The sequence below is a fragment of the Streptomyces sp. NPDC029139 genome, from assembly GCF_055564335.1.
Genome location: NZ_JBVHWN010000004.1, coordinates 14,561 through 37,701, shown reverse-complemented (window position 1 = coordinate 37,701; position 23,141 = coordinate 14,561). Strand labels below are relative to the sequence as shown.

Annotated in this window: 19 protein-coding genes, 6 tRNA genes and 1 riboswitch; of the genes, 14 read left to right on the top strand and 11 right to left on the bottom strand. The window is 70.9% G+C overall.

Annotation, left to right across the window (positions count from 1 at the left end; translation table 11 throughout):
- Together ACZ4VW_RS11160 and ACZ4VW_RS11155 are read right to left on the bottom strand one after the other, a co-directional pair.
- On the bottom strand, positions 1-258 hold the full coding sequence (locus ACZ4VW_RS11160) for a DUF3073 domain-containing protein (protein ID WP_391139734.1): 258 nt from the start codon (positions 256-258) through the stop codon (positions 1-3).
- A gap of 312 nt (positions 259-570) precedes the next feature.
- A complete protein-coding gene (locus tag ACZ4VW_RS11155) occupies positions 571-1,671 on the bottom strand; it encodes a Leu/Phe/Val dehydrogenase (RefSeq protein WP_467960888.1) in 1,101 nt (366 codons plus the stop codon).
- A gap of 159 nt (positions 1,672-1,830) precedes the next feature.
- On the opposite strand from ACZ4VW_RS11155, the gene ACZ4VW_RS11150 reads away from it, so the two are divergent.
- The gene (locus ACZ4VW_RS11150; RefSeq protein WP_467960887.1) at positions 1,831-2,697 is read left to right on the top strand and encodes a DUF8083 family protein; all 867 of its coding nucleotides are present in this window, start codon (positions 1,831-1,833) and stop codon (positions 2,695-2,697) included.
- Between the two features lie 535 nt (positions 2,698-3,232).
- Positions 3,233-3,439: a developmental transcriptional regulator BldC gene (gene bldC, locus ACZ4VW_RS11145; protein ID WP_003949541.1), complete on the top strand. Its 207-nt coding sequence runs from the start codon at positions 3,233-3,235 to the stop codon at positions 3,437-3,439.
- 322 nt (positions 3,440-3,761) lie between these two features.
- Here bldC and ACZ4VW_RS11140 read toward each other — a convergent pair whose 3' ends face one another.
- The 3 genes from ACZ4VW_RS11140 to hrpA all read right to left on the bottom strand — a co-directional run bounded on the left by ACZ4VW_RS11140 (position 3,762) and on the right by hrpA (position 8,192).
- Positions 3,762-3,941, bottom strand: coding sequence for a DUF6274 family protein (locus tag ACZ4VW_RS11140; protein WP_467960885.1), 180 nt, complete (start codon positions 3,939-3,941; stop codon positions 3,762-3,764).
- A gap of 125 nt (positions 3,942-4,066) precedes the next feature.
- Positions 4,067-4,140, bottom strand: a tRNA-Asp gene (locus tag ACZ4VW_RS11135).
- A 98-nt stretch (positions 4,141-4,238) separates the two neighbouring features.
- Positions 4,239-8,192 carry an ATP-dependent RNA helicase HrpA gene (gene hrpA, locus ACZ4VW_RS11130; protein WP_467960883.1) on the bottom strand — a complete coding sequence of 1,318 codons (3,954 nt, stop codon included), beginning with the start codon at positions 8,190-8,192 and terminating at the stop codon, positions 4,239-4,241.
- A gap of 102 nt (positions 8,193-8,294) precedes the next feature.
- On the opposite strand from hrpA, the gene ACZ4VW_RS11125 reads away from it, so the two are divergent.
- The 3 genes from ACZ4VW_RS11125 to ACZ4VW_RS11115 are packed head-to-tail and all read left to right on the top strand — an operon-like array spanning position 8,295 to position 10,289.
- The gene (locus ACZ4VW_RS11125; RefSeq protein ID WP_467960881.1) at positions 8,295-8,642 is read left to right on the top strand and encodes a hypothetical protein; all 348 of its coding nucleotides are present in this window, start codon (positions 8,295-8,297) and stop codon (positions 8,640-8,642) included.
- 58 nt (positions 8,643-8,700) lie between these two features.
- Positions 8,701-9,462: a DsbA family protein gene (locus ACZ4VW_RS11120; protein ID WP_467960879.1), complete on the top strand. Its 762-nt coding sequence runs from the start codon at positions 8,701-8,703 to the stop codon at positions 9,460-9,462.
- A complete protein-coding gene (locus ACZ4VW_RS11115; protein WP_467960877.1) occupies positions 9,459-10,289 on the top strand; it encodes a cytochrome c biogenesis CcdA family protein in 831 nt (276 codons plus the stop codon). The genes ACZ4VW_RS11120 and ACZ4VW_RS11115 overlap by 4 nt, the downstream gene beginning before the upstream one ends.
- Before the next feature lie 122 nt (positions 10,290-10,411).
- Here the strand turns inward: ACZ4VW_RS11115 and ACZ4VW_RS11110 are convergent.
- The 3 genes from ACZ4VW_RS11110 to ACZ4VW_RS11100 form a co-directional block, all read right to left on the bottom strand.
- Positions 10,412-10,485 (bottom strand) — tRNA-Phe (locus ACZ4VW_RS11110).
- Positions 10,486-10,507: 22 nt separating this feature from the next.
- Positions 10,508-10,581, bottom strand: a tRNA-Asp gene (locus ACZ4VW_RS11105).
- Between the two features lie 38 nt (positions 10,582-10,619).
- Positions 10,620-10,692 (bottom strand) — tRNA-Glu (locus ACZ4VW_RS11100).
- A 104-nt stretch (positions 10,693-10,796) separates the two neighbouring features.
- Here ACZ4VW_RS11100 and ACZ4VW_RS11095 point away from each other — a divergent pair.
- The 4 genes from ACZ4VW_RS11095 to ACZ4VW_RS11080 all read left to right on the top strand — a co-directional run bounded on the left by ACZ4VW_RS11095 (position 10,797) and on the right by ACZ4VW_RS11080 (position 15,411).
- Positions 10,797-11,147 carry a metallopeptidase family protein gene (locus ACZ4VW_RS11095; protein WP_467960875.1) on the top strand — a complete coding sequence of 117 codons (351 nt, stop codon included), beginning with the start codon at positions 10,797-10,799 and terminating at the stop codon, positions 11,145-11,147.
- A 1,030-nt stretch (positions 11,148-12,177) separates the two neighbouring features.
- Complete coding sequence (locus tag ACZ4VW_RS11090) at positions 12,178-14,478, top strand: DEAD/DEAH box helicase (protein ID WP_467960873.1); 2,301 nt, start codon at positions 12,178-12,180, stop codon at positions 14,476-14,478.
- Positions 14,479-14,612: 134 nt separating this feature from the next.
- A tRNA-Lys gene (locus tag ACZ4VW_RS11085) sits at positions 14,613-14,685 on the top strand.
- Between the two features lie 99 nt (positions 14,686-14,784).
- On the top strand, positions 14,785-15,411 hold the full coding sequence (locus ACZ4VW_RS11080; RefSeq protein WP_467960871.1) for a hypothetical protein: 627 nt from the start codon (positions 14,785-14,787) through the stop codon (positions 15,409-15,411).
- A 54-nt stretch (positions 15,412-15,465) separates the two neighbouring features.
- Here ACZ4VW_RS11080 and ACZ4VW_RS11075 read toward each other — a convergent pair whose 3' ends face one another.
- A complete protein-coding gene (locus ACZ4VW_RS11075; RefSeq protein WP_467960869.1) occupies positions 15,466-16,155 on the bottom strand; it encodes a class I SAM-dependent methyltransferase in 690 nt (229 codons plus the stop codon).
- Between the two features lie 244 nt (positions 16,156-16,399).
- On the opposite strand from ACZ4VW_RS11075, the gene ACZ4VW_RS11070 reads away from it, so the two are divergent.
- The 5 genes from ACZ4VW_RS11070 (at position 16,400) to ACZ4VW_RS11050 (ending at position 20,733) form a co-directional block, all read left to right on the top strand.
- Positions 16,400-16,879 (top strand): rhodanese-like domain-containing protein, encoded by a 480-nt coding sequence (locus ACZ4VW_RS11070; protein WP_467960867.1) that lies wholly within the window; start codon positions 16,400-16,402, stop codon positions 16,877-16,879.
- Between the two features lie 74 nt (positions 16,880-16,953).
- Positions 16,954-17,027, top strand: a tRNA-Met gene (locus ACZ4VW_RS11065).
- 137 nt (positions 17,028-17,164) lie between these two features.
- Positions 17,165-17,905, top strand: coding sequence for a MerR family transcriptional regulator (locus tag ACZ4VW_RS11060; protein WP_467960865.1), 741 nt, complete (start codon positions 17,165-17,167; stop codon positions 17,903-17,905).
- A 181-nt stretch (positions 17,906-18,086) separates the two neighbouring features.
- Positions 18,087-19,259 carry a PP2C family protein-serine/threonine phosphatase gene (locus tag ACZ4VW_RS11055; protein ID WP_467960863.1) on the top strand — a complete coding sequence of 391 codons (1,173 nt, stop codon included), beginning with the start codon at positions 18,087-18,089 and terminating at the stop codon, positions 19,257-19,259.
- Positions 19,260-19,470: 211 nt separating this feature from the next.
- Positions 19,471-19,618, top strand: a riboswitch (cyclic di-AMP (ydaO/yuaA leader).
- 11 nt (positions 19,619-19,629) lie between these two features.
- Positions 19,630-20,733, top strand: a complete 1,104-nt coding sequence (locus ACZ4VW_RS11050; protein WP_467960861.1) for a M23 family metallopeptidase — start codon at positions 19,630-19,632, stop codon at positions 20,731-20,733.
- Positions 20,734-20,836: 103 nt separating this feature from the next.
- On the opposite strand, the gene ACZ4VW_RS11045 is transcribed toward ACZ4VW_RS11050, so the two are convergent.
- Positions 20,837-22,144 carry a PrsW family intramembrane metalloprotease gene (locus ACZ4VW_RS11045; RefSeq protein ID WP_467960859.1) on the bottom strand — a complete coding sequence of 436 codons (1,308 nt, stop codon included), beginning with the start codon at positions 22,142-22,144 and terminating at the stop codon, positions 20,837-20,839.
- Between the two features lie 57 nt (positions 22,145-22,201).
- Positions 22,202-23,002 carry a tRNA (guanosine(46)-N7)-methyltransferase TrmB gene (gene trmB, locus ACZ4VW_RS11040; RefSeq protein WP_467960857.1) on the bottom strand — a complete coding sequence of 267 codons (801 nt, stop codon included), beginning with the start codon at positions 23,000-23,002 and terminating at the stop codon, positions 22,202-22,204.
- Between the last annotated feature and the right edge of the window lie 139 nt (positions 23,003-23,141).

Sequence of the window (23,141 nt, the reverse complement as noted above, 5' to 3'; positions counted from 1 at the left end):
TCAAGCGCGACGCCGGGACGACGCGCCAGGACCGGACTCGTCGTCCTCGTCCTCGTCGTCCGTGTTGTAGAGATCCGCGTACTGCGCGTACGGGTCGTCTTCCTCGTCGTCGTCCTCGAACGGCTCGCCATTCGGCGGCTGACTCGAAGTCGAAGCGCCCAGCTCGCTGGCCAGACGCGACAGGTCAGTCCCGCCGCTGCTGTACTTCAGCTGGCGGGCGACCTTCGTCTGCTTGGCCTTTGCCCGGCCGCGCCCCATGGCTCGACCCCCTCGGTGACGGGGCTCGACGGCCCCAGAGTCTTGACACGCGTTCATGGTTCGGAACGGGCTCTCGGTGGAGAGACCGGTCCGTAGGGCTTCAACGGTACCTGCTTCCGTGGCCATACGGTACGCCGCACGCATCACATGCCCCGGTACAGAACCATAGAGGAGCCCCGTCCTCGCTGGTCAATCGCGATTTTAACCTCTTCTTGAGGGCCGACCCGCCGACCGGGGTGAGTCATCTCTCGATTGGGGTGAACCTACAAAGTCCACCCCAGGGGAGCGCCCGGCGGGCCGGCCCCGCGGGAATCAGCCTCGGCGCGCCTCGGCCATCCGCTGCTCGGCGATCCGGTCGGCGGCGGCCGCCGGCGGGATGCCGTCCGACTTCGCACGAGCGAAGATCTCGAGCGTCGTGTCGAAGATCTTCGTGGCCTTCGCCTTGCACCGGTCGAAGTCGAAGCCGTGCAGCTCGTCGGCGACCTGGATCACGCCGCCGGCGTTGACCACGTAGTCGGGCGCGTAGAGGATCCCGCGGTCCGCGAGGTCCTTCTCCACACCGGGGTGCGCGAGCTGGTTGTTGGCCGCGCCGCAGACGATCTTCGCGGTGAGGGCCGGCACGGTGTCGTCGTCGAGGGCGCCGCCGAGCGCGCACGGGGCGTAGATGTCCAGGCCCTCCACGCGGATCAGGGCGTCGGTGTCGGCGACGACCGTGACCTGCGGGAACCGGTCCGTGATCCGCCGCACCGACTCCTCGCGCACATCGGTGATGTACACCTGCGCGCCGTCCGACAGGAGGTGCTCGACGAGGTAGTGGCCGACCTTGCCGACACCCGCGACACCGACCTTGCGGTCGCGCAGCGTGGGGTCGCCCCAGAGGGTCTGCGCGGAGGCGCGCATGCCCTGGAAGACGCCGAAGGCGGTGAGGACCGACGAGTCGCCGGCGCCGCCGTTCTCCGGGGAGCGGCCGGTGGTCCACCGGTTGGTGCGGGCCACGACGTCCATGTCGGCGACGTACGTGCCGACGTCGCAGGCCGTGACGTAGCGGCCGCCGAGGGAGGCCACCATGCGCCCGTAGGCGAGCAGCAGTTCCTCCGTCTTGATCTTGTCGGGGTCGCCGATGATCACGGCCTTGCCGCCGCCGTGGTCGAGGCCGGCCATGGCGTTCTTGTACGACATGCCCCGGGAGAGGTTCAGCGCGTCGGCGACGGCCTCGGCCTCGGAGGCGTACGGGTAGAACCGGGTGCCGCCGAGGGCGGGGCCCAGGGCGGTGGAGTGGAGGGCGATGACGGCCTTGAGGCCGGAGGCACGGTCCTGGCACAGCACGACTTGCTCGTGGCCACCCTGCTCCGAGTGGAACAGGGTGTGTAGCACGTCAGCAGGAACGACAGGAACGCCGGTCACATCGGTCACGGTGGTGACTCCCAAGTACGAAGCGGCGGTTATACCGGTCCCCCCTGCGGGTGGTGGCGGGACCGGTTCGGCAAGAGAGTAAGTCCTACGCGTGCGTAGATCCGCAGCAGTGCGCAGGATCACCCCCTCCCGGAGTACGCGCGTGGAAGGATTTGCGACATGTCGGTCGCCTCTTCGGTCCTCGTCCCGTACGCCTCCTATCTGCGGGTCTACGAGCCGCTGGGGGCCTTCCCCGAGCCGGAACGGGGGCACTGGGAGCGGTACGCGCGCCGGAAGGACATCCCGAGCGCCCAGGACGAGCTGCGCCGCTCGCTGGCGGACCTGCTGCCGACGCCGCCGGTCCCGGTGCCGGTCCACGAGAGCGGCGACGCCTTCGTGGCCCGCCTGGACGGGGTGGTCGTGGTCTGCCCGTGGCGGACCCGCCTGCGGGGCTGGCTGGCCCTGGAGGAGCTGGGGCGGGCTGGGGAGACCTGGCCGGAGCGGGCGCTGCCGGGTCCCGTGCTCGACGTGATGCTGCCGCCGGTGGTGCGGGCCCAGGTGGCGGCGGACCACGAGCGCTGGCGGGAGCGGAACCCGGACGCGCGCCCGTGGATCCGGTCGGCGGTCTGGCAGGTGCCGGTGCGCTGGTTCACCCTCTTCGCGGACGAGGAGAGGGAGTACGTCCCCGGGGGCGAGGGGGCTCCGCCGGTGTTCCGGTACCGGACGCCGATGGTGCAGGCGCGCCGGCGGCTGGCCCGGGCACTGCGGGCGCTGCGGGAGTCGATCGACGAGGGACCGCTGACCGAGGGTCTGGTCGAGGTGGGCCGGTGGCTGGAGGAGTTCCATCCGAGGGCGCTGGTGGAGCTGGACTACGGGGGTCTGGTGCACGCGCTGTCGCCGGAGCGGCTTGCCGGGGACCGGTCGGCGGCGGACGTGGCCGAGGGGATCGCGGCGCTGCGGGACGGCGACGGGGAGGGTGCGAGCGAGGCGTACGGCCGGCTCGCGGAGCGGTGGCGGGAGATCCGGAACCTGCAGTTCGCCAATTGATCATCGACAGGACGCCCCCCGCCGATGAAAATGATCATCGAGCGCCGCGAGGCTCGGCGGGTCCTTGGGGGGACGTCGGTGAGTCCGCGGGGGGACGTAGGTCCCGATCCGGGCCTTTGGCTCAAGCGTGACGGACAGCACTTACCGCGCTCTTGCGTCCATCACCCATCCTCGTGCCAAAATAGGACAAGGAGTCCGGGGAGGGTTCCTTCCGTCCATCTATGGGCGGAACGCTCAGCATTGCACTCTATGGGGGGTCTGAGGACTCCTGATCGCTCTGTGACTGATCGTCACAGTGGCGTGACTGTCCGTTATGGCATGGTCCATCGACTTCCGCCGCTGATGAACACCTGCGAGGGCAATTCCATCGGTTTGGCCGACGTGGCTGGACGGATGGTGTAGTTGTAGTGCCGAGGACAAGCCGTTCGTCCTATAACCGACTCGGCTCGCGTCCGCCATTTCGGGCAACGCGGGTCAAGGTGCAGAATTTAGAGGAAAGAACCGAGAAGGTTCGGTTCTCCCGAGGAGGCCGCTCATGACCGCTCGCACCCCTGATGCCGAGCCGCTGCTGACCCCCGCCGAGGTTGCCACGATGTTCCGTGTGGACCCGAAGACGGTGACCCGTTGGGCGAAGGCAGGAAAGCTCACGTCCATCCGCACGCTGGGTGGACACCGCCGGTACCGCGAGGCTGAGGTCCGCGCACTGCTGGCGGGCATTCCGCAGCAGCGCAGCGAGGCCTGAGGTACGCGCAACACCCCGCTCCACCGGGCATTTCCGGGTCCCCCAACCTGGATCGCCCACCCCAAGCTCTGCCGACGGGCGCCTGCCCCAACAGGCTCTTCGTCATCGATCGCGCTGGACTCCGCCGGGTCCAGCGCGATCTTTTTTGTGTCCGGCCGCCCGCCCCGCAGGGCGGTGCAATTGCACATATTAAATGGGGAGCATGTAGGGAGGGGTTAAGTACGCCACTCTGAAAAACCCGTTCGGTGACTCCCGTCACACTGGCCATCTCTTGCCAAGGACCAGCCTGCCACTCCTGGGACGGACCCCAACCCGCCGTTGGTCACGGGTCGCTGGGCCTTTCGTCCTCCAGGCGCTCCAGCTCGATGGCGAGCGCCAGGAGGCGGTGACAGACGGAACAGCGCCGGGTGAGGTGCCCGTAGCGGCTCGCGGCCGCCAGATGGGCGCGCAGCAGGGCGCGTATCTCGTGTCTCGACTCACGTGCTGCGGATGCCGCGGCCATGCGCGACCACCTCCTGTGGGCCCCCGGGTCCCCTGATGCCTGGGTACCTGGGGCCGGCGGGCGGCGTCAATACACGGGAACGCAACGAAGAAGGCCCGCACCGATCGGTGCGGGCCTTCTGAGAGCGATCCTGACGGGACTTGAACCCGCGACCTCCACCTTGACAGGGTGGCGAGCTAACCAACTGCTCCACAGGACCATGCTCGCAGCCCTGCGTGGGGCTGCAAAGAAGACTGTACAGCAGGTCAGAGGGTCAGGTCGAACCGGCGCAAGGCGACGCCCCGCGGGAGGTCCCCGCTACGGCGCCGCGGCGTCGATCGCCTTCACGATCCGCTTGTCCGAGACGGGGTACGCCGTGCCCAGAGCGTGCGCGAAATAGCTGACCCGGAGCTCCTCGATCATCCAGCGGATCTCGGTGACCTCCGTCGGCACCGGGTGGCCCTTGGGGAGCTGTTCGAGCAGCCAGGCGTACTCGTCCTGCATCTCGTGGACCTTCTCCATGCGCGTGGTGTCCCGCTGGACACCCGTCGGCATCTGCTGCAGCCGCCGGTCCACCGCCACCAGGTAGCGCATCAGGTCGGGCAGGCGCCGCAGCCCGGTCTTCGTGACGAAGCCGGCCGGCACCAGCCACGCCAGCTGCGCGCGGACGTCCGCCAGATTGTTGATCAGGGCCAGGCTGTTGGTGGCCTTCAGGCGCCGCTCACACGCCTGCCAGGCCGCCAGGATCTGCTGGACCTGGCCCACGGTCCGTACGGTCGTGTCGACGAGGTCCGCGCGGACCTTGTCGTACAGCTTCCGGAACGACTCCTCGTCCCAGGCCGGACCGCCGTGATCGGCGATCAGCTTGTCCGCCGCCGCGGTCGCGCAGTCGTCGAAGAGCGCCTGGATCGAGCCGTGCGGATTACGGGACAGGGCCAGCTTCTGCTGGTTGGTCAGCTTGTCCGAGGCGAACTTCGCCGGGTTCACCGGGATGTTCAGCAGGATCAGCTTCCGCGTTCCCCGCCACATCGCCTGCGCCTGCTCGGCCTCCGTGTCGAAGAGGCGTACGGCCACGCTGTCGCCCTCGTCGACGAGCGCCGGGTACGCCTTGACCGGCTGGCCGGCCCGCCGGGTCTCGAAGACCTTCGTCAGCGTGCCGATCGTCCACTCCGTGAGCCCTGTGCGCTCCAGCGACTGCCCGGAGCCGTCCGGGCCCGTCGTGGCCGCCGCGGCGGCCTTGGAGAGGGCCTGGCGGGCCTTGGGGCGCAGCGAGAGCTTCAGCGCCTCCAGGTCCTTGTCCTCGGCGAGCTTGCGGCGCCGCTCGTCGACGATCCGGAAGGTGATCTTCAGGTGCTCGGGGATGCGGGAGAGGTCGAAGTCGTCCGGGGAGACCGGGACCCCGCCCATCCGGTGCAGCTCACGCGCGAGCGTGACCGGCAGCGGCTCCTGCCGGGGAACGGCCGAATCCAGGAAGCGGGTCGCGAAGTTGGGGGCGGGCACGTAGTTGCGGCGGATCGGCTTGGGCAGCGACCGGATCAACTCCGTGACGACCTCCTCCCGCAGGCCCGGGATCTGCCAGTCGAAGCCCTCGTCCGTGACCTGGTTGAGGACCTGGAGCGGGATGTGGACGGTCACGCCGTCGGCGTCCGCGCCCGGCTCGAACTGGTACGTCACCCGGAACTTCAGCGGCCCCTGCCGCCAGGAGTCCGGATAGTCGTCCTTCGTGACCCCGGCGGCCTTCTCGTTGATGAGCATCTCGCGCTCGAAATCGAGGAACTCCGGTTCCTCACGGCGCTTGTGCTTCCACCAGGAGTCGAAGTGGGCGCCCGAGACGACGTGTTCGGGCACCCGCTTGTCGTAGAAGTCGAAGAGCGTCTCGTCGTCGACGAGGATGTCCCGGCGCCGGGCGCGGTGCTCCAGCTCCTCTACCTCGGTGAGGAGTTTGCGGTTGTCGGCGAAGAACTTGTGGTGCGTGCGCCAGTCGCCCTCGACGAGCGCGTTGCGGATGAACAGGTCGCGCGAGGCCTCGGGGTCGATCCGGCCGTAGTTCACCTTGCGGTCGGTCACGATCGGGACGCCGTACAGCGTCACCTTCTCGATCGCCATGACCGCCGCCTGGTCCTTCTCCCAGTGCGGCTCGCTGTACGTCTTCTTGATCAGGTGCTGCGCGAGCGGCTCGATCCACTCTGGCTCGATCTTCGCGTTGACCCGGGCCCACAGGCGCGAGGTCTCCACCAGCTCGGCGGACATGATGAAGCGCGGGGGCTTCTTGAAGAGCGCGGAGCCGGGGAAGATCGCGAACTTCGCGCTGCGGGCGCCCAGGTACTCGTTCTTCGCGCCCTCCTTCACGTCCTTCATGCCGATGTGGCTGAGGAGTCCGGCGAGGAGCGAGGTGTGCACGGACTGCTCGGGCGCGTCCTCCTCGTTGAGGTGGATGCCCATCTGCTTGGCGACCGTGCGCAGCTGCGCGTAGATGTCCTGCCACTCGCGGATCCGCAGGAAGTTGAGGTACTCCTGCTTGCACATCCGGCGGAAGGAGCTGGAACCGCGCTCCTTCTGCTGCTCACGGATGTACCGCCAGAGATTGAGGTACGCGAGGAAGTCGCTGGTCTCGTCCTTGAAGCGGGCGTGCTGCTGGTCGGCCTGGGCCTGCTTCTCGGCGGGGCGCTCGCGCGGGTCCTGGATGGAGAGCGCGGCCGCGATCACCATGACCTCGCGGACACAGCCGTTCTTGTCGGCCTCCAGGACCATGCGGGCCAGGCGGGGGTCGACGGGCAGCTGGGAGAGCTTGCGGCCCAGCGGGGTGAGCTGCTGACCCTTCTTCCCGTCCTGGGGGGCCTTCGCACTCGGCTCGATCGCGCCGAGCTCCTGGAGGAGCTGCACGCCGTCGCGGATGTTGCGGTGGTCCGGCGGGTCGATGAAGGGGAACTTCTCGATCTCGCCCAGGCCGGCCGCGGTCATCTGCAGGATGACGGAGGCCAGGTTCGTACGGAGGATCTCGGCGTCCGTGAACTCCGGTCGCGTGAGGAAGTCGTCCTCGGAGTAGAGCCGGATGCAGATGCCGTCGGACGTACGGCCGCAGCGGCCCTTGCGCTGGTTGGCGCTGGCCTGGCTGACCGGCTCGATCGGCAGCCGCTGGACCTTGGTGCGGTGGGAGTAGCGCGAGATGCGGGCGGTGCCCGGATCGATCACGTACTTGATGCCGGGGACGGTCAGGGAGGTCTCGGCCACGTTCGTGGCGAGGACGATCCGGCGGCCGCTGTGCGCCTGGAAGACGCGGTGCTGCTCGGCATGGCTCAGGCGCGCGTAGAGGGGCAGGACCTCGGTGTTGCGGAGCTGCTTCTTGATCAGCGCGTCGGCGGTGTCGCGGATCTCGCGCTCGCCGGAGAGGAAGACGAGGATGTCGCCCGGTCCCTCGGACTGGAGCTCGTCGACGGCGTCGCAGATCGCGGTGATCTGGTCCCGGTCGGACTCTTCGCTGTCCTCTTCGAGGAGGGGACGGTAGCGGACCTCGACCGGGTACGTCCGGCCGGAGACCTCGACGATCGGCGCGTCGCCGAAGTGGCGGGAGAAGCGCTCGGGGTCGATGGTCGCGGAGGTGATCACGACCTTGAGGTCGGGGCGCTTGGGCAGCAGCTGGGCCAGATACCCGAGCAGGAAGTCGATGTTGAGGGACCGCTCGTGGGCCTCGTCGATGATGATCGTGTCGTAGGCCCGCAGCTCGCGGTCCGTCTGGATCTCGGCCAGCAGGATGCCGTCCGTCATCAGCTTCACGAAGGTCGCGTCCGGGTTCACCTGGTCGGTGAAGCGGACCTTCCAGCCGACCGCCTCGCCCAGCGGGGTCTTCAGCTCGTCGGCGACCCGCTCGGCGACCGTGCGGGCGGCGATCCGGCGCGGCTGCGTGTGGCCGATCATGCCCCGGACGCCCCGGCCGAGCTCCAGACAGATCTTGGGGATCTGCGTGGTCTTTCCGGAGCCCGTCTCACCGGCGACGATCACGACCTGGTGGTCACGTATCGCCTCCAGGATCACGTCCTTCTTCTGCGAGACGGGCAGCTGCTCGGGGTACGTGATCGCGGGCACGCGTGCGGCGCGCCCGTCGACGCGCTCCTTGGCCTTGCCGGCCTCGGCGGCGATCTCGTCCAGGACGGCCTCACGGGCCTCGGGCTTGCGGATGCGGCGGGCGCCCTCGAGGCGGCGGCCGAGCCGGTGGGCGTCCCGCAGCGAGACCTCGGCCAGGACGGACTGGAGGGCGGCGAAGGAAGTAGACATACGGAATCCAGGATCGCACCCCGGGCCGAGAACGGGCGAACCGATTTCCCTGAGGTGCGACCCGTAATATTTCGGGCACGTCGAGCCGAGAGGTGTCCGCCCATGTCCCGCACCGTCCGCGCCCTCGCGGTGCTCGCCGCGCTGGCGGGTGTGGTGCTCGGGTTCCTGGCGTGCGGCGCGAGCCCGGCGACGGCGGCGTCGTCCCCCCTCGTCGTGGCCGGCGCGGCGCCGGGCTGCGGTCAGGGGCACCCCGGGGACGAGGGAGCGGCGGGCCCCGTCGTACCGCCCCGGCCGAACGGTTTCGCTGCGCTGCTGCCGGCCCTGGCGGGCGAGCGAGCCGCCGGTGGGGACGGGTGCGCGGACGCCGGCGTGACGGACCCGGCGCCCGGCCCGGAGCCGCCGGAGCTCGTACCGCCGTCCCCTGTCGAGCTGTCGATCCTGCGCGTGTAGCGGGCCGAGCGCCGTCGCCGTCCGACCCCTCTTCCTCCACGTCCAGGAGCGTTTCCGCATGTCCAAGTCCAAGCCGATCATGATCGTCTCCGGGGTGGCCCTCGCCGCCGCGCTGCTCGGAGTCGTCTCGTACACCGCGACCAAGCCCGCGTCCGGATCCTCCGGCGCGTCGTCCGTCGCGGAGGTCTCCGCCGACCCGTCCGCCGGTGTCTACCCCGAGCTGGAGGCGTACGCCCGCCGTGACCCCTCGGACAAGCTCGCCCTGGGGCGGGCCGACGCGCCCGTCGTGCTGATCGAGTACGCCGACTTCAAGTGCGGTTACTGCGGGAAGTTCGCCCGCGACACCGAGCCCGAACTGGTGGAGAAGTACGTCCGTGACGGCACCCTGCGCATCGAGTGGCGGAACTTCCCGATCTTCGGGGAGGAGTCGGAGGCCGTGGCCAGGGCGTCGTGGGCGGCGGGGCAGCAGGGCCGCTTCTGGGAGTTCCACAAGGCGGCGTACGCCGAGGGCGCGAAGGACGAGGGCTTCGGCAAGGAGCGTCTGACCGCGCTCGCCGAGGAGGCGGGCGTTCCCGACCTCGGGCGGTTCGCGAAGGACACGGAGGGCGCGGCGGCCCGGGCGGCGGTGAGCAAGGACCAGGAGCAGGGGTACTCGCTGGGGGCGACCTCGACGCCGTCCTTCCTGGTCAACGGCCGGCCGATCGCCGGCGCGCAGCCGATGGAGACCTTCACGGAGGCGATCGAGGCGGCGGCGAAGGCGGCGAAGGCGTCCGGAGCCGGGTCGTCCGGGGCGGCCGGGTCGGGGAAGGACGGCCGATGACCTCCGACATCGGCTATCTGGCGGCCCTTCTCGGCGGCCTCCTCGCCCTGCTCAGCCCGTGCAGCGCCCTGCTCCTTCCGGCCTTCTTCGCGTACTCGATCGACTCGACGAGCCGGCTCCTGGCCCGTACCGGAATCTTCTACGCCGGTCTGGCCACCACCCTCGTCCCGCTCGGCGCGGCCGGGTCGTACGCCGGGCGGTTGTTCTACGGGCACCGGGATCTGCTCGTGACCCTCGGCGGCTGGGTGATCATCGTGCTCGGGGTGCTCCAGATCCTCGGGATGGGCTTCGCCTCCCGCCGTATCGCCGAGGTCAGCGGCCGGATCCGCCCGACGACGGCGGTCTCCGTGTTCGCCCTCGGTCTCGTCTACGGCCTCGCCGGCTTCTGCGCGGGCCCGATCCTCGGCAGCGTCCTGACGGTGGCGGCGCTGAGCGGAAGTCCGGCGTACGGCGGGCTGCTCCTCGCGGTGTACGCGCTGGGGATGGCGGTGCCGCTCTTCCTGCTGGCGCTGCTCTGGGAGCGGTACGAGCTGGGCCGGCGCCGCTGGCTGCGTGGCCGGACGCTCCGGGCCGGCCGCTTCGAGCTGCACACGACCTCGCTGCTGTCCGGGCTCTTCTTCGTCCTGCTGGGAACGCTCTTCCTGGTCTTCGACGGCACGACGGCCCTGCCCGGGCTCCTGTCGGTGGACGGTTCGTTCGCGGTGGAGGAGCGGGTGGCCTCGGTGAGCCGGTCGGTGCCCGACTGGGCGCTGCTGGTGGTGGTGGTCGCCGTGGTGTCGGTGGTGCTCGCGGTACGGGGGTGGCGGGGCCGCCGCCGTACGGCCTGAGGGCGGCGAGGGCGCCCGGTTCCGCCGACCGGGTGCCCCACGCCGCTTGAGCGCGGGGGTCCCAGGGGCTTTTCCGTACGGAACGAAAAAGGCCCCGTCCGAGGGACGGGGCCTTTTCTCTGTGGCTGGGGCCGGGGTCGAACCGGCGACCTATCGCTTTTCAGGCGATCGCTCGTACCAACTGAGCTACCCAGCCACGAGATCATTTCTGACCTCAGCGATCCTGACGGGACTTGAACCCGCGACCTCCACCTTGACAGGGTGGCGAGCTAACCAACTGCTCCACAGGACCTTGCGATGTGCGAACACTAGTCTCGCACAGATGTTGCGTGCCCCCAACGGGATTCGAACCCGTGCTACCGCCTTGAAAGGGCGGCGTCCTGGGCCACTAGACGATGAGGGCTAGAGGCTCACCTGCGCGCTTCTCAGCGCGTCGGGGACGTGAGAAGCATATGGGATGGCGGCCGCTATCGCCAAAACGGTTTCACCTGGGGGGACAATGGCCGGGTGCTGGAGATGACGCGCGAGGAGTTCGAGGAGCTTGTCGCCGAGGCCCTGGACCGGATCCCGCCGGAGCTGACGCGGCTGATGGACAACGTCGCGGTGTTCGTCGAGGACGAGCCGCCGCCGGACGACCCCGAGCTGCTCGGGTTGTACGAAGGGACTCCGCTGACCGACCGGGGCGAGTGGTACGCGGGGGTGCTGCCGGACCGGATCACGATCTACCGGGGGCCGACCCTGCGGATGTGCGAGTCGCGCGAGGACGTGGTCGCCGAGACGGAGATCACCGTCGTGCACGAGATCGCGCACCACTTCGGCATCGACGACGAACGGCTGCACGCGCTGGGTTACGGCTGACGGCTGACGGACGGGGGGCTGACGGACGGGGGGCGGTCGCCGGGCGCGACGGGAGGGCGCGAGAGCGTGAGGGGGCCGGGAAGACCGGGCGGTCCGGCGCGAGGACCGGGCGGGCCGGCGGGCTCGGGCCGGCCGTGGGCGTGTCCCTCGTGGGGCAAAGGGAGTTGGGCAGCGAAACGCTTTCCCTTCCCGGCTTCCCCGCCCCTTGTGTCCTGGAGGTGCCCTCCGTGCGCCCTTTGCCCACCCGTGTGAGAGCCGCTGCCGCCGCCGCGCTCGCGGTCGCCGCCTGTGCCGGCCTGAGCGGCTGTATGAGTGTGAGTGACGAGGGTGCGAAGCCGGCGCCCAGCAAGTCCGCGGGGAAGCGGGGCGTGGCGGCCGAGTCGGACGGTGGGGTCGGGGCGTCGGGCCGGCACGGCGGGAGCGCCGGGGGCTCGGCCGGGAGGGGCGGGCCGGACGCGGACGCCGCCGGCTCGGCCTCGCCGGTGCCGAGCGGGTCCGCGTCGCCCTCCGGGAAGCCTCCGGCGGACGCGCCCCCGGGCCCGGGGAGCCGTCCCAAGCCCGACCAGGAGCCCGGTGGGGCGGGCGGGGCGGGTGGTCCCAGTGCGCCGGGCGGGGAGGTCACCCCGCCGGTGGATCCGCCGGAGCCGACGCCCACGCCGACCCCGGAGCCGACCCCGACCCCGGAGCCCACCGCCGAGCCCACGGACAAGCCGACCGACCCGCCGACCTCGACGCCGGGAGCGGACACCCATATGGGTGCCATGAAGGCGGCGGACCGGCCGGGCGGGCAGGCGGAGCCGGAGGCATCACCGCAGGTGGGGCCTGCGTGAGGGACCCCGGTTTGCCATAGGTGGGGGAGGGTGCGTATGGTGGTAGATCGTTTGATCCCATTGCCCGGCGCCGACACAGAAGAGCGCCGCGTGGCGCGTACTCTCCCTAGCCGTGGCTGGACCGCATTGAGGCGGTCGATTTGCGAATTTCACGGAGTTGACGGGCGCGTGCCGAGACTCCGGAAGGTTTCGCATTTCGCATGTCCATTTTCAGTTCTGACCACGCCGTCATGCCCGAGAACGACGAGATCGTCGAGGCCGTAGAGGCCACCGAGACCGTCGCCACCGAGGCTTCCGACGTGACCGAGGCCGCTCAGGCCACCGAGGCCGAGTCCTCCGAGCCCACCATCACCTTCGCCGACCTGGGCCTGCCCGAGGGCGTCGTGCGCAAGCTCGCGCAGAACGGCGTGACCACCCCCTTCCCGATCCAGGCGGCGACCATCCCGGACGCCCTGGCCGGCAAGGACATCCTCGGCCGCGGCCGTACCGGCTCCGGCAAGACCCTCTCCTTCGGTCTGCCGACCCTGGCGCAGCTCGCCGGCGGCCACACCGAGAAGAAGAAGCCCCGCGCGGTCATCCTCACCCCGACCCGTGAGCTCGCGATGCAGGTCGCGGACGCCCTCCAGCCGTACGGCGACGTGCTCGGCCTGAAGATCAAGGTCGTCTGCGGCGGTACGTCCATGGGCAACCAGATCTACGCCCTCGAGCGCGGCGTCGACATCCTCGTCGCCACCCCGGGCCGTCTGCGCGACATCATCAACCGCGGCGCCTGCTCCCTGGAGAACGTCCAGGTCGCGGTCCTCGACGAGGCCGACCAGATGTCCGACCTGGGCTTCCTGCCCGAGGTCACCGAGCTGTTCGACCAGATCCCGGTCGGCGGACAGCGCATGCTCTTCTCCGCGACCATGGAGAACGAGATCGGCACGCTGGTCAAGCGCTACCTGAACAACCCCGTCACGCACGAGGTCGACAGCGCGCAGGGCAACGTCACGACCATGACCCACCACGTCCTCGTCGTGAAGCCGAAGGACAAGGCGCCGGTCACGGCCGCGATCGCCGCCCGCAAGGGCCGCACGATCATCTTCGTACGGACGCAGCTGGGCGCCGACCGGATCGCCGAGCAGCTCGTCGAGGCGGGCGTGAAGGCGGACGCGCTGCACGGCGGCATGACGCAGGGTGCCCGTACCCGCGTCCTCGCCGACTTCAAGGACGGTTACGTCAACGCGCTGGTCGCCACCGACGTCGCCGCCCGCGGCATCCACGTCGACGGCATCGACCTGGTCCTGAACGTGGACCCGGCCGGTGACCACAAGGACTACCTGCACCGCTCGGGCCGTACGGCTCGCGCCGGCCGCTCGGGTGTCGTGGTCTCCCTGGCCCTCCCGCACCAGCGCCGCCAGATCTTCCGTCTGATGGAGGACGCGGGCGTCGACGCCTCGCGTCACATCGTGGGCGGCGCGGGCGCGTTCGACCCGGAGGTCGCCGAGATCACCGGTGCGCGTTCGCTCACCGAGGTCCAGGCGGACTCCGCGAACAACGCCGCCAAGCAGGCCGAGCGCGAGGTCGCCGACCTCACCAAGCAGCTGGAGCGTCTGACGCGCCGCGCCGTCGAGCTCCGCGAGGAGGCCGACCGTCTGGTCGCCCGTTCCGCGCGCGAGCGGGGCGAGGACCCGGAGGCCGCCGTCGCCGAGGTGACGGAGGCCGCCGAGGCCGAGGTCGCCGCCGCCGTGGTGGCGTCCGAGCCGGTGGCCCAGGAGCGTCGCGAGGAGCGCACGCCGGCGTTCCGCGACGAGCGGGGCAACTACGAGCGTCGTGACCGTGGTGGCGACCGCGGTGGTGACCGTGGTGGCTTCCGCCGTGACGACCGCGGTGGGGACCGTGGCGGCTTCCGCCGCGACGACCGCCGTGACGACCGCGGTGGCCGTTCCTTCGAGCGCCGTGACAACGACCGTCCGTCCGGTGGCTTCCGTCGCGACGACCGCCCCTCGGGTGGGTTCCGTCGGGACAACGACCGTCCGTCCGGTGGCTTCCGCCGTGACGACCGCCCGTCGGGCGGCTTCAACCGTGACGACCGCGGTGGCCGTTCCTTCGAGCGCCGTGACAACGACCGTCCGTCCGGTGGCTTCCGTCGCGACGACCGCCCCTCGGGTGGCTTCCGTCGGGACAACGACCGTCCGTCCGGCGGCTTCCGCCGTGACGACCGCCCCTCGGGTGGCTTCAACCGCGACGACCGCCCGACCGGCGGCCACCGTGGCAGCGACCGCCCCTCGGGTGGCTTCAACCGCGACGACCGCCCGACCGGCGGCCACCGTGGCAGCGACCGCCCGTTCAACCGCGACCGTCGCGACGACCGCCCCGCGGGCGGCTTCCGCGCCGGCGGCGGCGACCGCCCGTACGGCCGTCGTGACGACCACCGTGGCGGCGACCACCGCGGCACCGGCTCGACGGGCGGCTCCTTCGGTCGCCGCGACGACAAGCCGCGCTGGAAGCGCAACGGCTGACACCGTGTGACCTGACGCGAAAGGGCCCGTACGACACAGGAGTGTCGTACGGGCCCTTCGTTCGGACGGGGCCGTGTCGGATACCCGATCGGTTCCGGGGATCTATGCGGCTATGCTCGGGGGTGACCTGCCGAGGGCCGTTAGCTCAATTGGCAGAGCAGCGGACTTTTAATCCGTTGGTTGTGGGTTCGAGTCCCACACGGCCTACCTCCACCGAAGCGCCTCACCCGGTCCCACCGGGGCGGGGCGCTTCGTCTTCGCTCGAGAAGCCTCCGAGCGAGTCCCGGGTCTGGCTACGCTCGCCGGGTGAGCTTCAACAACCTGGCGCGGAAGGTCCGCGACGTGACGCTTCCTCACGGTCACCGCGTGGCGCAGCTCCGCTGTTGCGTGCAGTTGTACCGGCCGATCGGCTTCCACGCGACGCTGAGCCTCCTCGAAGCGAAGGCCGGCCCCTTCAGCAGGGACGAGGGTGCCCTGCTGCGCGCGTTGGGTGTGCTGGAGGGGAGCAGGGCCGCCTGGCACGCGGAACTCCGGGCGTACGACGTGGCGCGCGGGCTCGCGAAGACGCGGGGGGCACGCCGACCGCGTCGGGTCGAGCGGAATCCGTATCGGGAGATGCGGTGGTGGGGAGCTCCCCAGGAGGGAGCGCTGCATGCTCTGTCGTTCCTGCTCGACCGTCGACGGATCCCGCAGGCCGTCGGCGACCCGGTTGCCGCAGACCTGCATCGTTGTGTCGTCGCCTGCCTCGCATCCGGTGGGCGACTGGCGCCGGAGGAGCGCCGCCTGCTGGCGGAGTGCGTCAGCGGGCTCGGGAAGCGACGGAACCCTGCCGCCTGGGAGAGCGACAGGATGGGCTATTTCCGTACCCTCGATCTGCTCCGGGCCGCCCGTCACGTGGAGATCGCGGCGGTCGGCTGCGAGAGCGATGTGTGAGCGGAGGCCCCGGGGGTGACGCGGGCGGACCCGGAGGGGGCACCACGGCGGCGCTCAGCCCTGGGTGCCGTCGTCGCGTGACTGGGTGATCCGCCAGAGGCGCCGGGGGAGTTCGCCCTCCTCGAAGGCGTGGATCTCATGGAGGATCCAGCCCTCGGCCAGGGCCTCGACGAGGGAGCGCGAGAAGAAGTGGACGGCGAAGCCGCCGTGCTCGTGGATGTCGTCGCCGCGGGCGGTGCCGGTGCCGTAATGCGCGTCGCCGGTGTGGCGGACCGTGTAGACGAAGACGCCGCCCGGCCGCAGGACCCGCCGGACCTCGCGTACCAGCGTGTGGATCTCCGGGGTGGACAGCGCCATGCACATCAGCATGTGGGCGAACACGGCGTCGACGGACGTGTCCGGGGCCTCCAGCGGCTCCCGGACGTCCTGGACGGCGGTGGTGACCCGGTCCGCCACCCCCTGCGCGTGCGCCGCCTCCCGCAGCCGGGCGAGTCCCGCCGTGCTGAAGTCGGTGGCCCGGACCGTGAAGCCTCGGCGGGCGAAGTGGAGCGTGTCACGGCCGTGGCCGGCGCCGAGTTCCAGTACGTCGCGGGCGCCGCGCCGGCGGAAGACCTCGGCCGCGTGGACGGCGGCGGCCGAGGGCTCCTCCCCGTACATCTCAGGATGCGCGGTGTACGTCTTCTGCCAGTGGCGGCGCTGCTCCTCCGCCGGCTCCCCGTCGGCCCCGTCGTCCCGCGTGGTCATGGGCCGACGATACTGCCGGGCGCGCCGCCCCCGCCTCACACGTTCGGATCAGCCGCCCGGCCGGCCCGAGGGTCTCCAGCACCACGACCAGCGCGCGTCCTCGGCCTCTTTCCGGTGCCGCACCCGTCCGGTGCGTGAGATCCCGTTCCGCCCCCTCCGAACGCCCGGATATCCCCGGCCGATCGGCCCCCGCGCCGGGAAATGCCCCTTCAGCGTCGTGATCTTCGACCGTAGATTTTCATGCATGACGACAACCGCGCAGGTCAACGCCGTACTTCGTACCCCGCCCGCCACCCCGTCCGCCGCGGCCGCCTACTTCTCGGCCGGACTCGCCTTCCACGCCGACGTCTCCGATGTCGCGAGCGCCCTCGCCGCCGACGGCGACCCCGGCTTCGTGGTCCTCGACTCGCGTTCCACCGCGTCCTGGGACCAGGGCCACGTCCCCGGCGCGATCCACCTGCCGACCGCGCTCATCGCCGAGCAGGCCGAGCAGCTGCTCGACAGGTCCGTGCCCGTGGTCACGTACTGCTGGGGCCCCGGCTGCAACGGCGCCACGCGCGCCGCGCTCGCCCTGGCCCTGCTGGGATACCAGGTGAAGGAGATGCTCGGCGGCTTCGAGTACTGGGTGCGCGAGGGCTTCCCGTACGAGACCTGGGAAGGCCCCGCGCGGAAGGAGGCGGACCCGCTGACGGCCCCCGTCGATGCCGAGGACTGCGGGTGCTGAGCCGGCCGTGAGCCCGGTGCCGGGAAAACCGATTAGGGGATCGGCGGCCCATGCCGTAAGGTCATATTCACCGACGCGGGGTGGAGCAGCTCGGTAGCTCGCTGGGCTCATAACCCAGAGGTCGCAGGTTCAAATCCTGTCCCCGCTACTCAGTAGCAACGAAGGCCCGGATCCAGTCACTGGATCCGGGCCTTCGTCGTACCGCCCGCCCCCCGGTGCCGTGGCCGCATTGCCGGAAAAACTCCGCTTGACCTTTACGCGACGTCAAGATTTAGCGTTTTCCCCATGGAGTGGTCGATCCAGGAGATCGCCAAGAAGGCGGGCACCACCAGCCGCACCCTCCGGCACTACGGAGAGCGCGGACTGCTGGAGCCCAGCCGGATCGGCGCCAACGGTTACCGGTACTACGACCAGGCGGCGCTCGTGCGGCTGCAGCGCATTCTGCTGCTGCGCGAGCTCGGGCTCTCCCTGCCCGCCATCGCCGAGGTCCTGAAAGGACAGCGGGACACATCCGCCGCCCTGCACACCCATCTCCTCCTGCTGGAGCAGGAGCGGGAGCGGATCGGCCGGCAGATCGAGGCCGTGCGGACCACTCTCCACAAGACGGAGAACGGAGAGGAACTCATGGCGGAAGAAGTGTTCGACGGATTCGATCACACGCGGTACGAGGAGGAGGTCACCGCTCGCTGGGGCCGCGAGGCGTACGAGCGGGGCGACCGCTGGTGGCGCTCGCTCGGCGCCGAGCAGAAGCAGGCCTTCAAGGACGAGCAGGCCGGCATCGCCCGCGACTTCGGACAGGCGGCACGCGACGGCCTCGCCGCCGACAGCGAGGAGGTCCAGGCGATCGCGCGGCGCCACGTCGCGTGGCTGTCGACCACGACCACGCCGTCGAAGGAGTACGTGATCGGCCTGGGCCGGATGTACGTGGACGACCCGCGCTTCGGCAAGCACTACGACGAGCACGGCGAGGGTTCCGCCCTCCTCGTCCGGGACGCGCTGAAGGTGTACGCGGAGCGGAACATGTAGGTGCGTCCCGACGCCCGGGCTCGTACGGCCCGTACGGCCCGTACGAAGCCGAACGAAGGCCGGGCGGCGCGCGGGTCACCCACTCGGCCGAGCGGGGGTCGCCGCGCGGCGCGGCTCCCGCCACCCTGGGAAGGGCGCGGTACCGTCCGTCGCCGTGTACGGACCGGGCAGGAGAGCACAGGTGGGGCAGGGGCAGGGGCAGCTGGAGGTCGGTGGCCAGGGGAACGGGCGTGCCCGGCGGCGCGGCGAGAGGGCCCGCCGGTTCATCCGCGCCCTTCCCCCGCTCATCATCCTCGGTGGCGTCGCCTTCGACCTCTCCACCCCGCCCGCGTACACGGCGGCCCCGATGTTCTCGGCCGCGCCGCTGATCGCCGCCCCGTTCTTCTCGATGCTGACGACGCTGCTCACCGGCATCGCCGCGATCCTCGCCAGTGTCGGGCTGCACCTCTACAACGGCACCGCGTCCGATGTCCCGTCCCTCACCGAGACGTTCACCGTCGTCACCGTGGCCGCTCTCGCCCTGCTCGTGAACCGGGTGGTCCGGCGCAGCGGCGAGCGGCTCGCCTCCGCCCGCGTGATCGCGGAGACCGCCCAGAAGGCGGTCCTTCCGACACCGGCCGAGCGGATCGGCGGACTGCAGGTGGCGGCACGTTATGAGGCCGCTCAGGCGGACGCGTTCATCGGCGGCGACCTGTTCGCCGTGCAGGACACGCCGCACGGGGTACGGCTCGTGGTCGGTGACGTACGGGGGAAGGGGCTCGACGCGGTCGAGGCCGTCGCCGTCGTCATCGGCGCCTTCCGGGAGGCGGCGGAGCAGGAGGCGTCGCTGGAGGGCGTCGCGCAGCGACTGGAGCGGGCTCTGGCCCGTGAGGGGACCCGCCGTGACGGCCTGGACGCCTTCGAGGGGTTCACCACCGCCGTCCTGGCCGAGATCCCGCGCGGGGACGGCCTCGTACGGGTGGTGAACCGTGGTCATCCCGAGCCGCTGCTGCTGTACGCGGACGGGGGCGTGACCTTGCTGGAGCCGACCGAACCGGCGCTGCCGCTGGGCATGGGCGAGTTGGCCGCCTGGCCGGACCGGGCCGACGAGTCCGCGTACCCGCCGGGCGCGACGCTGCTCCTCTACACCGACGGGCTCTCCGAGGCGCGCAACGCCTCCGGGGATTTCTACGATCCCGCCGAGCGGCTCTCCGGGCGGATCTTCCCGGGGCCCGAGGAACTCCTGGACGCGCTCGTCGACGACGTCCGCCGGTACACGGGCGGGGGCGCGACGGACGACATGGCGCTGCTCGCGGTGAGCCGTCCGGCGGTGGGGCAGCCGGAGCGGCGGCGCACGATGCCGGTGGTGCCGTGACCATGCGTAGTGGTGGCGTACCGCTCCGATAACAATTGATGTGACGTCAGTTTGCCGGAGTTCGACGGGTGTTCGCTGATGCGGGAGCAAAACGGTCGGTACCGGCTCAATCCTCTGAACGATCACCCGGAACAGCTTGGAATCCGGCCCTCGTGTCTATTAACGTTCGATAACGCAGCGCGGTCGTTCCAGCCGTCGCAAGAGACGGCACCGCGCGCACGCGCCGAATCCTGAAAAGGAACCGGGGAACCACCACTTGGGGTGAATCGGGCACTTTCGCACCTGTGCGACCGTGCCGGTAGGAGACCTTCCTGCTCCGAACCCGTCAGCTAACCCGGTAGGCGGTAAGGAAGGAAAGGAGTGCGCCTCCGTGGCGTCCAACACCCCTGCCCCCGAAGACACTTTTGACGGGTTCCAAGCGTTCGGCGCGCCGGGTACCGCCGGTTCCGACGACGACGCGGCGACCTGGGGGGAGTGGAACCCCACCGAGGAGTCACTCCGTCAGCAGTCCCGCTCCGGTGGCCGCCACCGGGTCGTGAAGCAGCGATCGGGCTTCGCCCGCTCGTCCACGGTCCTCGGCGTCGGTGTCATCGCGGCGGTCGGCGCGGGTGGCATGGCCACCGCCCAGGACAAGCCCGCGGTCTCCATATCCCTTCCCGACCTGAACCTCCCGGACGCCTCCGAACTGCCGGGCGTCGGCGAGCTCCTCTCCGACGGGGACGCGCAGGAGACGGGGTCCGGGACGAACAACCCGCAGCCGCTCACCGCCTCCCTCAGCGTCGCGGCCGACGCGAACGACGCGGCCACGAAGACCGACGCCGGTTCCGCGTCCGCGGCCACCGCCGATGCCGGCGAGGCGCTGCGCGCCCGCATCCTCCAGCAGGCCGAGCAGCAGCAGGCGTCGGCCGACGCCGCGGCGAAGGCCGAGGCGGAGAGGCTGGCGGTCGAGAAGGCCGCGGCCGAGGCGGCGGTGAAGGCCGATGCCGCGGAGAAGGCGGCGGCCGAGGCGAAGCGGAAGGCCGAGGAGGAAGCGGCGGCCAAGGCCGAGGCGGAGCGCCTGGCCAAGCTCGCCGCGAGCTACGCCCTGCCGACCTCCTCGTACACCCTCACCTCCACGTACGGCCAGTCCGGCTCCATGTGGTCCTCCGGCTACCACACCGGCCTCGACTTCGCGGCGCCCACCGGCACCCCGGTCAAGGCGGTGCACGGCGGCACCATCACGTCGGCGGGCTGGTCCGGCTCCTACGGCTACCGGATCGTCCTGGAGCTGGAGGACGGTTCGGAGGTCTGGTACGCGCACCTGTCCTCGATGACGGTGAACGTGGGCCAGTCCGTGGGCACCGGCGAGACGATCGGTCGCGTCGGCGCGACCGGCAACGTGACCGGCCCGCACCTGCACCTGGAGGTCCACACCGCGGGTGGCGACGGCATCGACCCGGCGGCCTGGCTGCGGGACAAGGGCCTGTCGGTCTGAGTCGCTGACGGTCTGACGACGCCCCGGGACGCTTCGCGCTCCGGGGCGTTCCGCGTTCTGGGGCGTTCCGCGTTCCGGGCGGTCGGGCCGCCTGGCGTGCGTCTCAACTGCGGTACGGGTTGTAGCCGCCGTAGTCCAGGTACTGCGGCGGAGCCCAGACCCGGCCGGTCGCCCGCGCCGCGTACGTCAGCGCCGGCGAGGCGACCGCCTTGCGCTGCCAGAGGTGGTGGAGCAGCTCCTGCTCTCGGGCCGTGAAGTCCGGGCCCGCGGCGCCGCGCTCGGCGCGGTGGCGCAGAAAGGCGAGGGTCGTCGCGAAGGCCTCGTACTCCCCGACCGCGGTGGCCGCCGGCGGGCCGTACGTCCGGCGGGCGAAGTCGCGGGCGAGGGAACGGGCTCGCATCGACGACAGCGCGAGGGGCTCGGCCGGGGAGAGCCATCCGGCCGCCGCGTACGCCGGGAGCTGCCCGGATATGGTGCGCAGCTCCCGCTGCCTGCTCGATATCGCCAGCCAGGTCAGCAGACCGAAGGCGGGCACCATGAACATGCCGTACACAACGAAGAAGCCGAACGGTCCGAGGACCGACGCCGAGCTGTTCCACAGCGCGTGCACGCCCATCGCCAGGACGAGGCCGGTCACCGGCAGCAGGACGCGCCGCACGCGCTGACGCCGGGTGGCGAGCGCGGCGAAGCCGAACCCGAGGCCGGTGAGCACGGTGAAGAGCGGATGCGCGAACGGCGACATCACGATCCGTACGAAGAAGGTCCCGGCGGTCACCGAGCCGAGGCCGGACGCGCCGATCTCCTGGTCCTCTCCGAAGGCCCGGCCCAGGTAGAGGATGTTCTCGGTGAAGGCGAAGCCGGTGGCGGTGAGGCCGGCGATCACGACCCCGTCGACGAGACCGGTGAACTCGCGGCGGCGCAGCAGGAAGATCAGCAGCACGGCGGCCGCCTTGGCGCTCTCCTCCACCACCGGCGCCACGACCGTGGCGCCGAGAGTGTCGGCGGAGGCCGGGTCGGCGGTGGCGGTCGCTATCCAGCGGACGGCGAAGGAGTTCGCCAGGATCGCGACGAGCGCGGCGGCGAAGGCACCCCAGCAGAACGCGAAGATCAGGTTCCGCCAGGGGCCGGGCTCGACGCGGTCGAGCCAGCGGAAGGCGGCGACGAGCAGGGGGACGGGCAGGACGGCCAGGCCCAGGCCGACGAGGAAACCCTCGGTGCCGGTCTGCTCCCGCACCATCGCGAGGATCACCAGCGCGCAGATCGCGAGCAGCGTGCCCACGGCGACGACCCGGACCACCTTGCTGCGCCAGAAGGCGCGACGGGGCCGGTAGCGCCACTGGGCGCGGTCCGGCACGGCCGCGAAGTCCGGCTCCTCGGTGTCCCGGGCCGGGACGGGAACGTGGTTCGACACGTGAGCGACCCTAACGAGGTGGACTGACACCCCGCGAGGGAGTTCCGCTCCCGCGTTCTAATTCCTGGCGAAGAGCAGGTCGTGCACGACATGGCCCTTGGTCAGGCCCTGACCCTCGAAGCGGGTGAGGGGACGGTAGGCGGGGCGGGGCGCGTAGCCGCCGTCGGCCCGGGTGTTCTCGAAGTCGGGGTGGGCGGAGAGGACCTCGAGCATCTGCTCGGCGTACTCCTCCCAGTCGGTCGCGCAGTGCAGGACGGCGCCGGGCTTCATCCGGGTCGCGAGCAGGGTGAGGAACTCGGGCTGGATGAGGCGCCGCTTGTGGTGGCGCTTCTTGGGCCAGGGGTCCGGGAAGTACACGCGGCAACCGTCGAGGGCGTCGGGGCCGAGCATCTCGCGGAGCAGGATGATCGCGTCGCCGTTGGCGACGCGGATGTTCTCCAGGCCGTTGCGGTCGGCGAGACCGAGGAGATTGCCCTGGCCGGGGGTGTGGACGTCCACGGCGAGGATGCCGGTGCCGGGGTCGGCGGCGGCCATCTGGGCCGTGGCCTCGCCCATGCCGAAGCCGATCTCCAGGACGACGGGCAGACCGCCGAACATCTCCTTCAGATCGAGGACCCGCTTGCCGTCGATGTCCAGGCCCCAGTCCGGCCACCGCTTGAGCAGCGCCTCGGCCTGACCCGCGGTGACGCGGCTGCGACGGGGCTGGAAGCTGCGGATGCGCCGCTCGTGGTGCGAGCCGGCGGGGTCGGGCAGGGGCCCTTCGCCCGCGGCGAACCTCTGGCTGCCCCGCTGGAAGACGACGGGCGCGGCGGAGGGCTCGGCGACGGGCTGCGTGGCGGTTTCTCGGGACTCAGACACAATGCGCCAATTCTACGGGGCCCGGAACCGGTGCCGACGGCTGCTCCCATGCCTGCCTGACGCGGCCGGGGAGCGGCAGGACCATCCTCGGGAGCGGACCCCGGCCGGGGGAGATCAAGGATCACGGCGGGGGAGACCA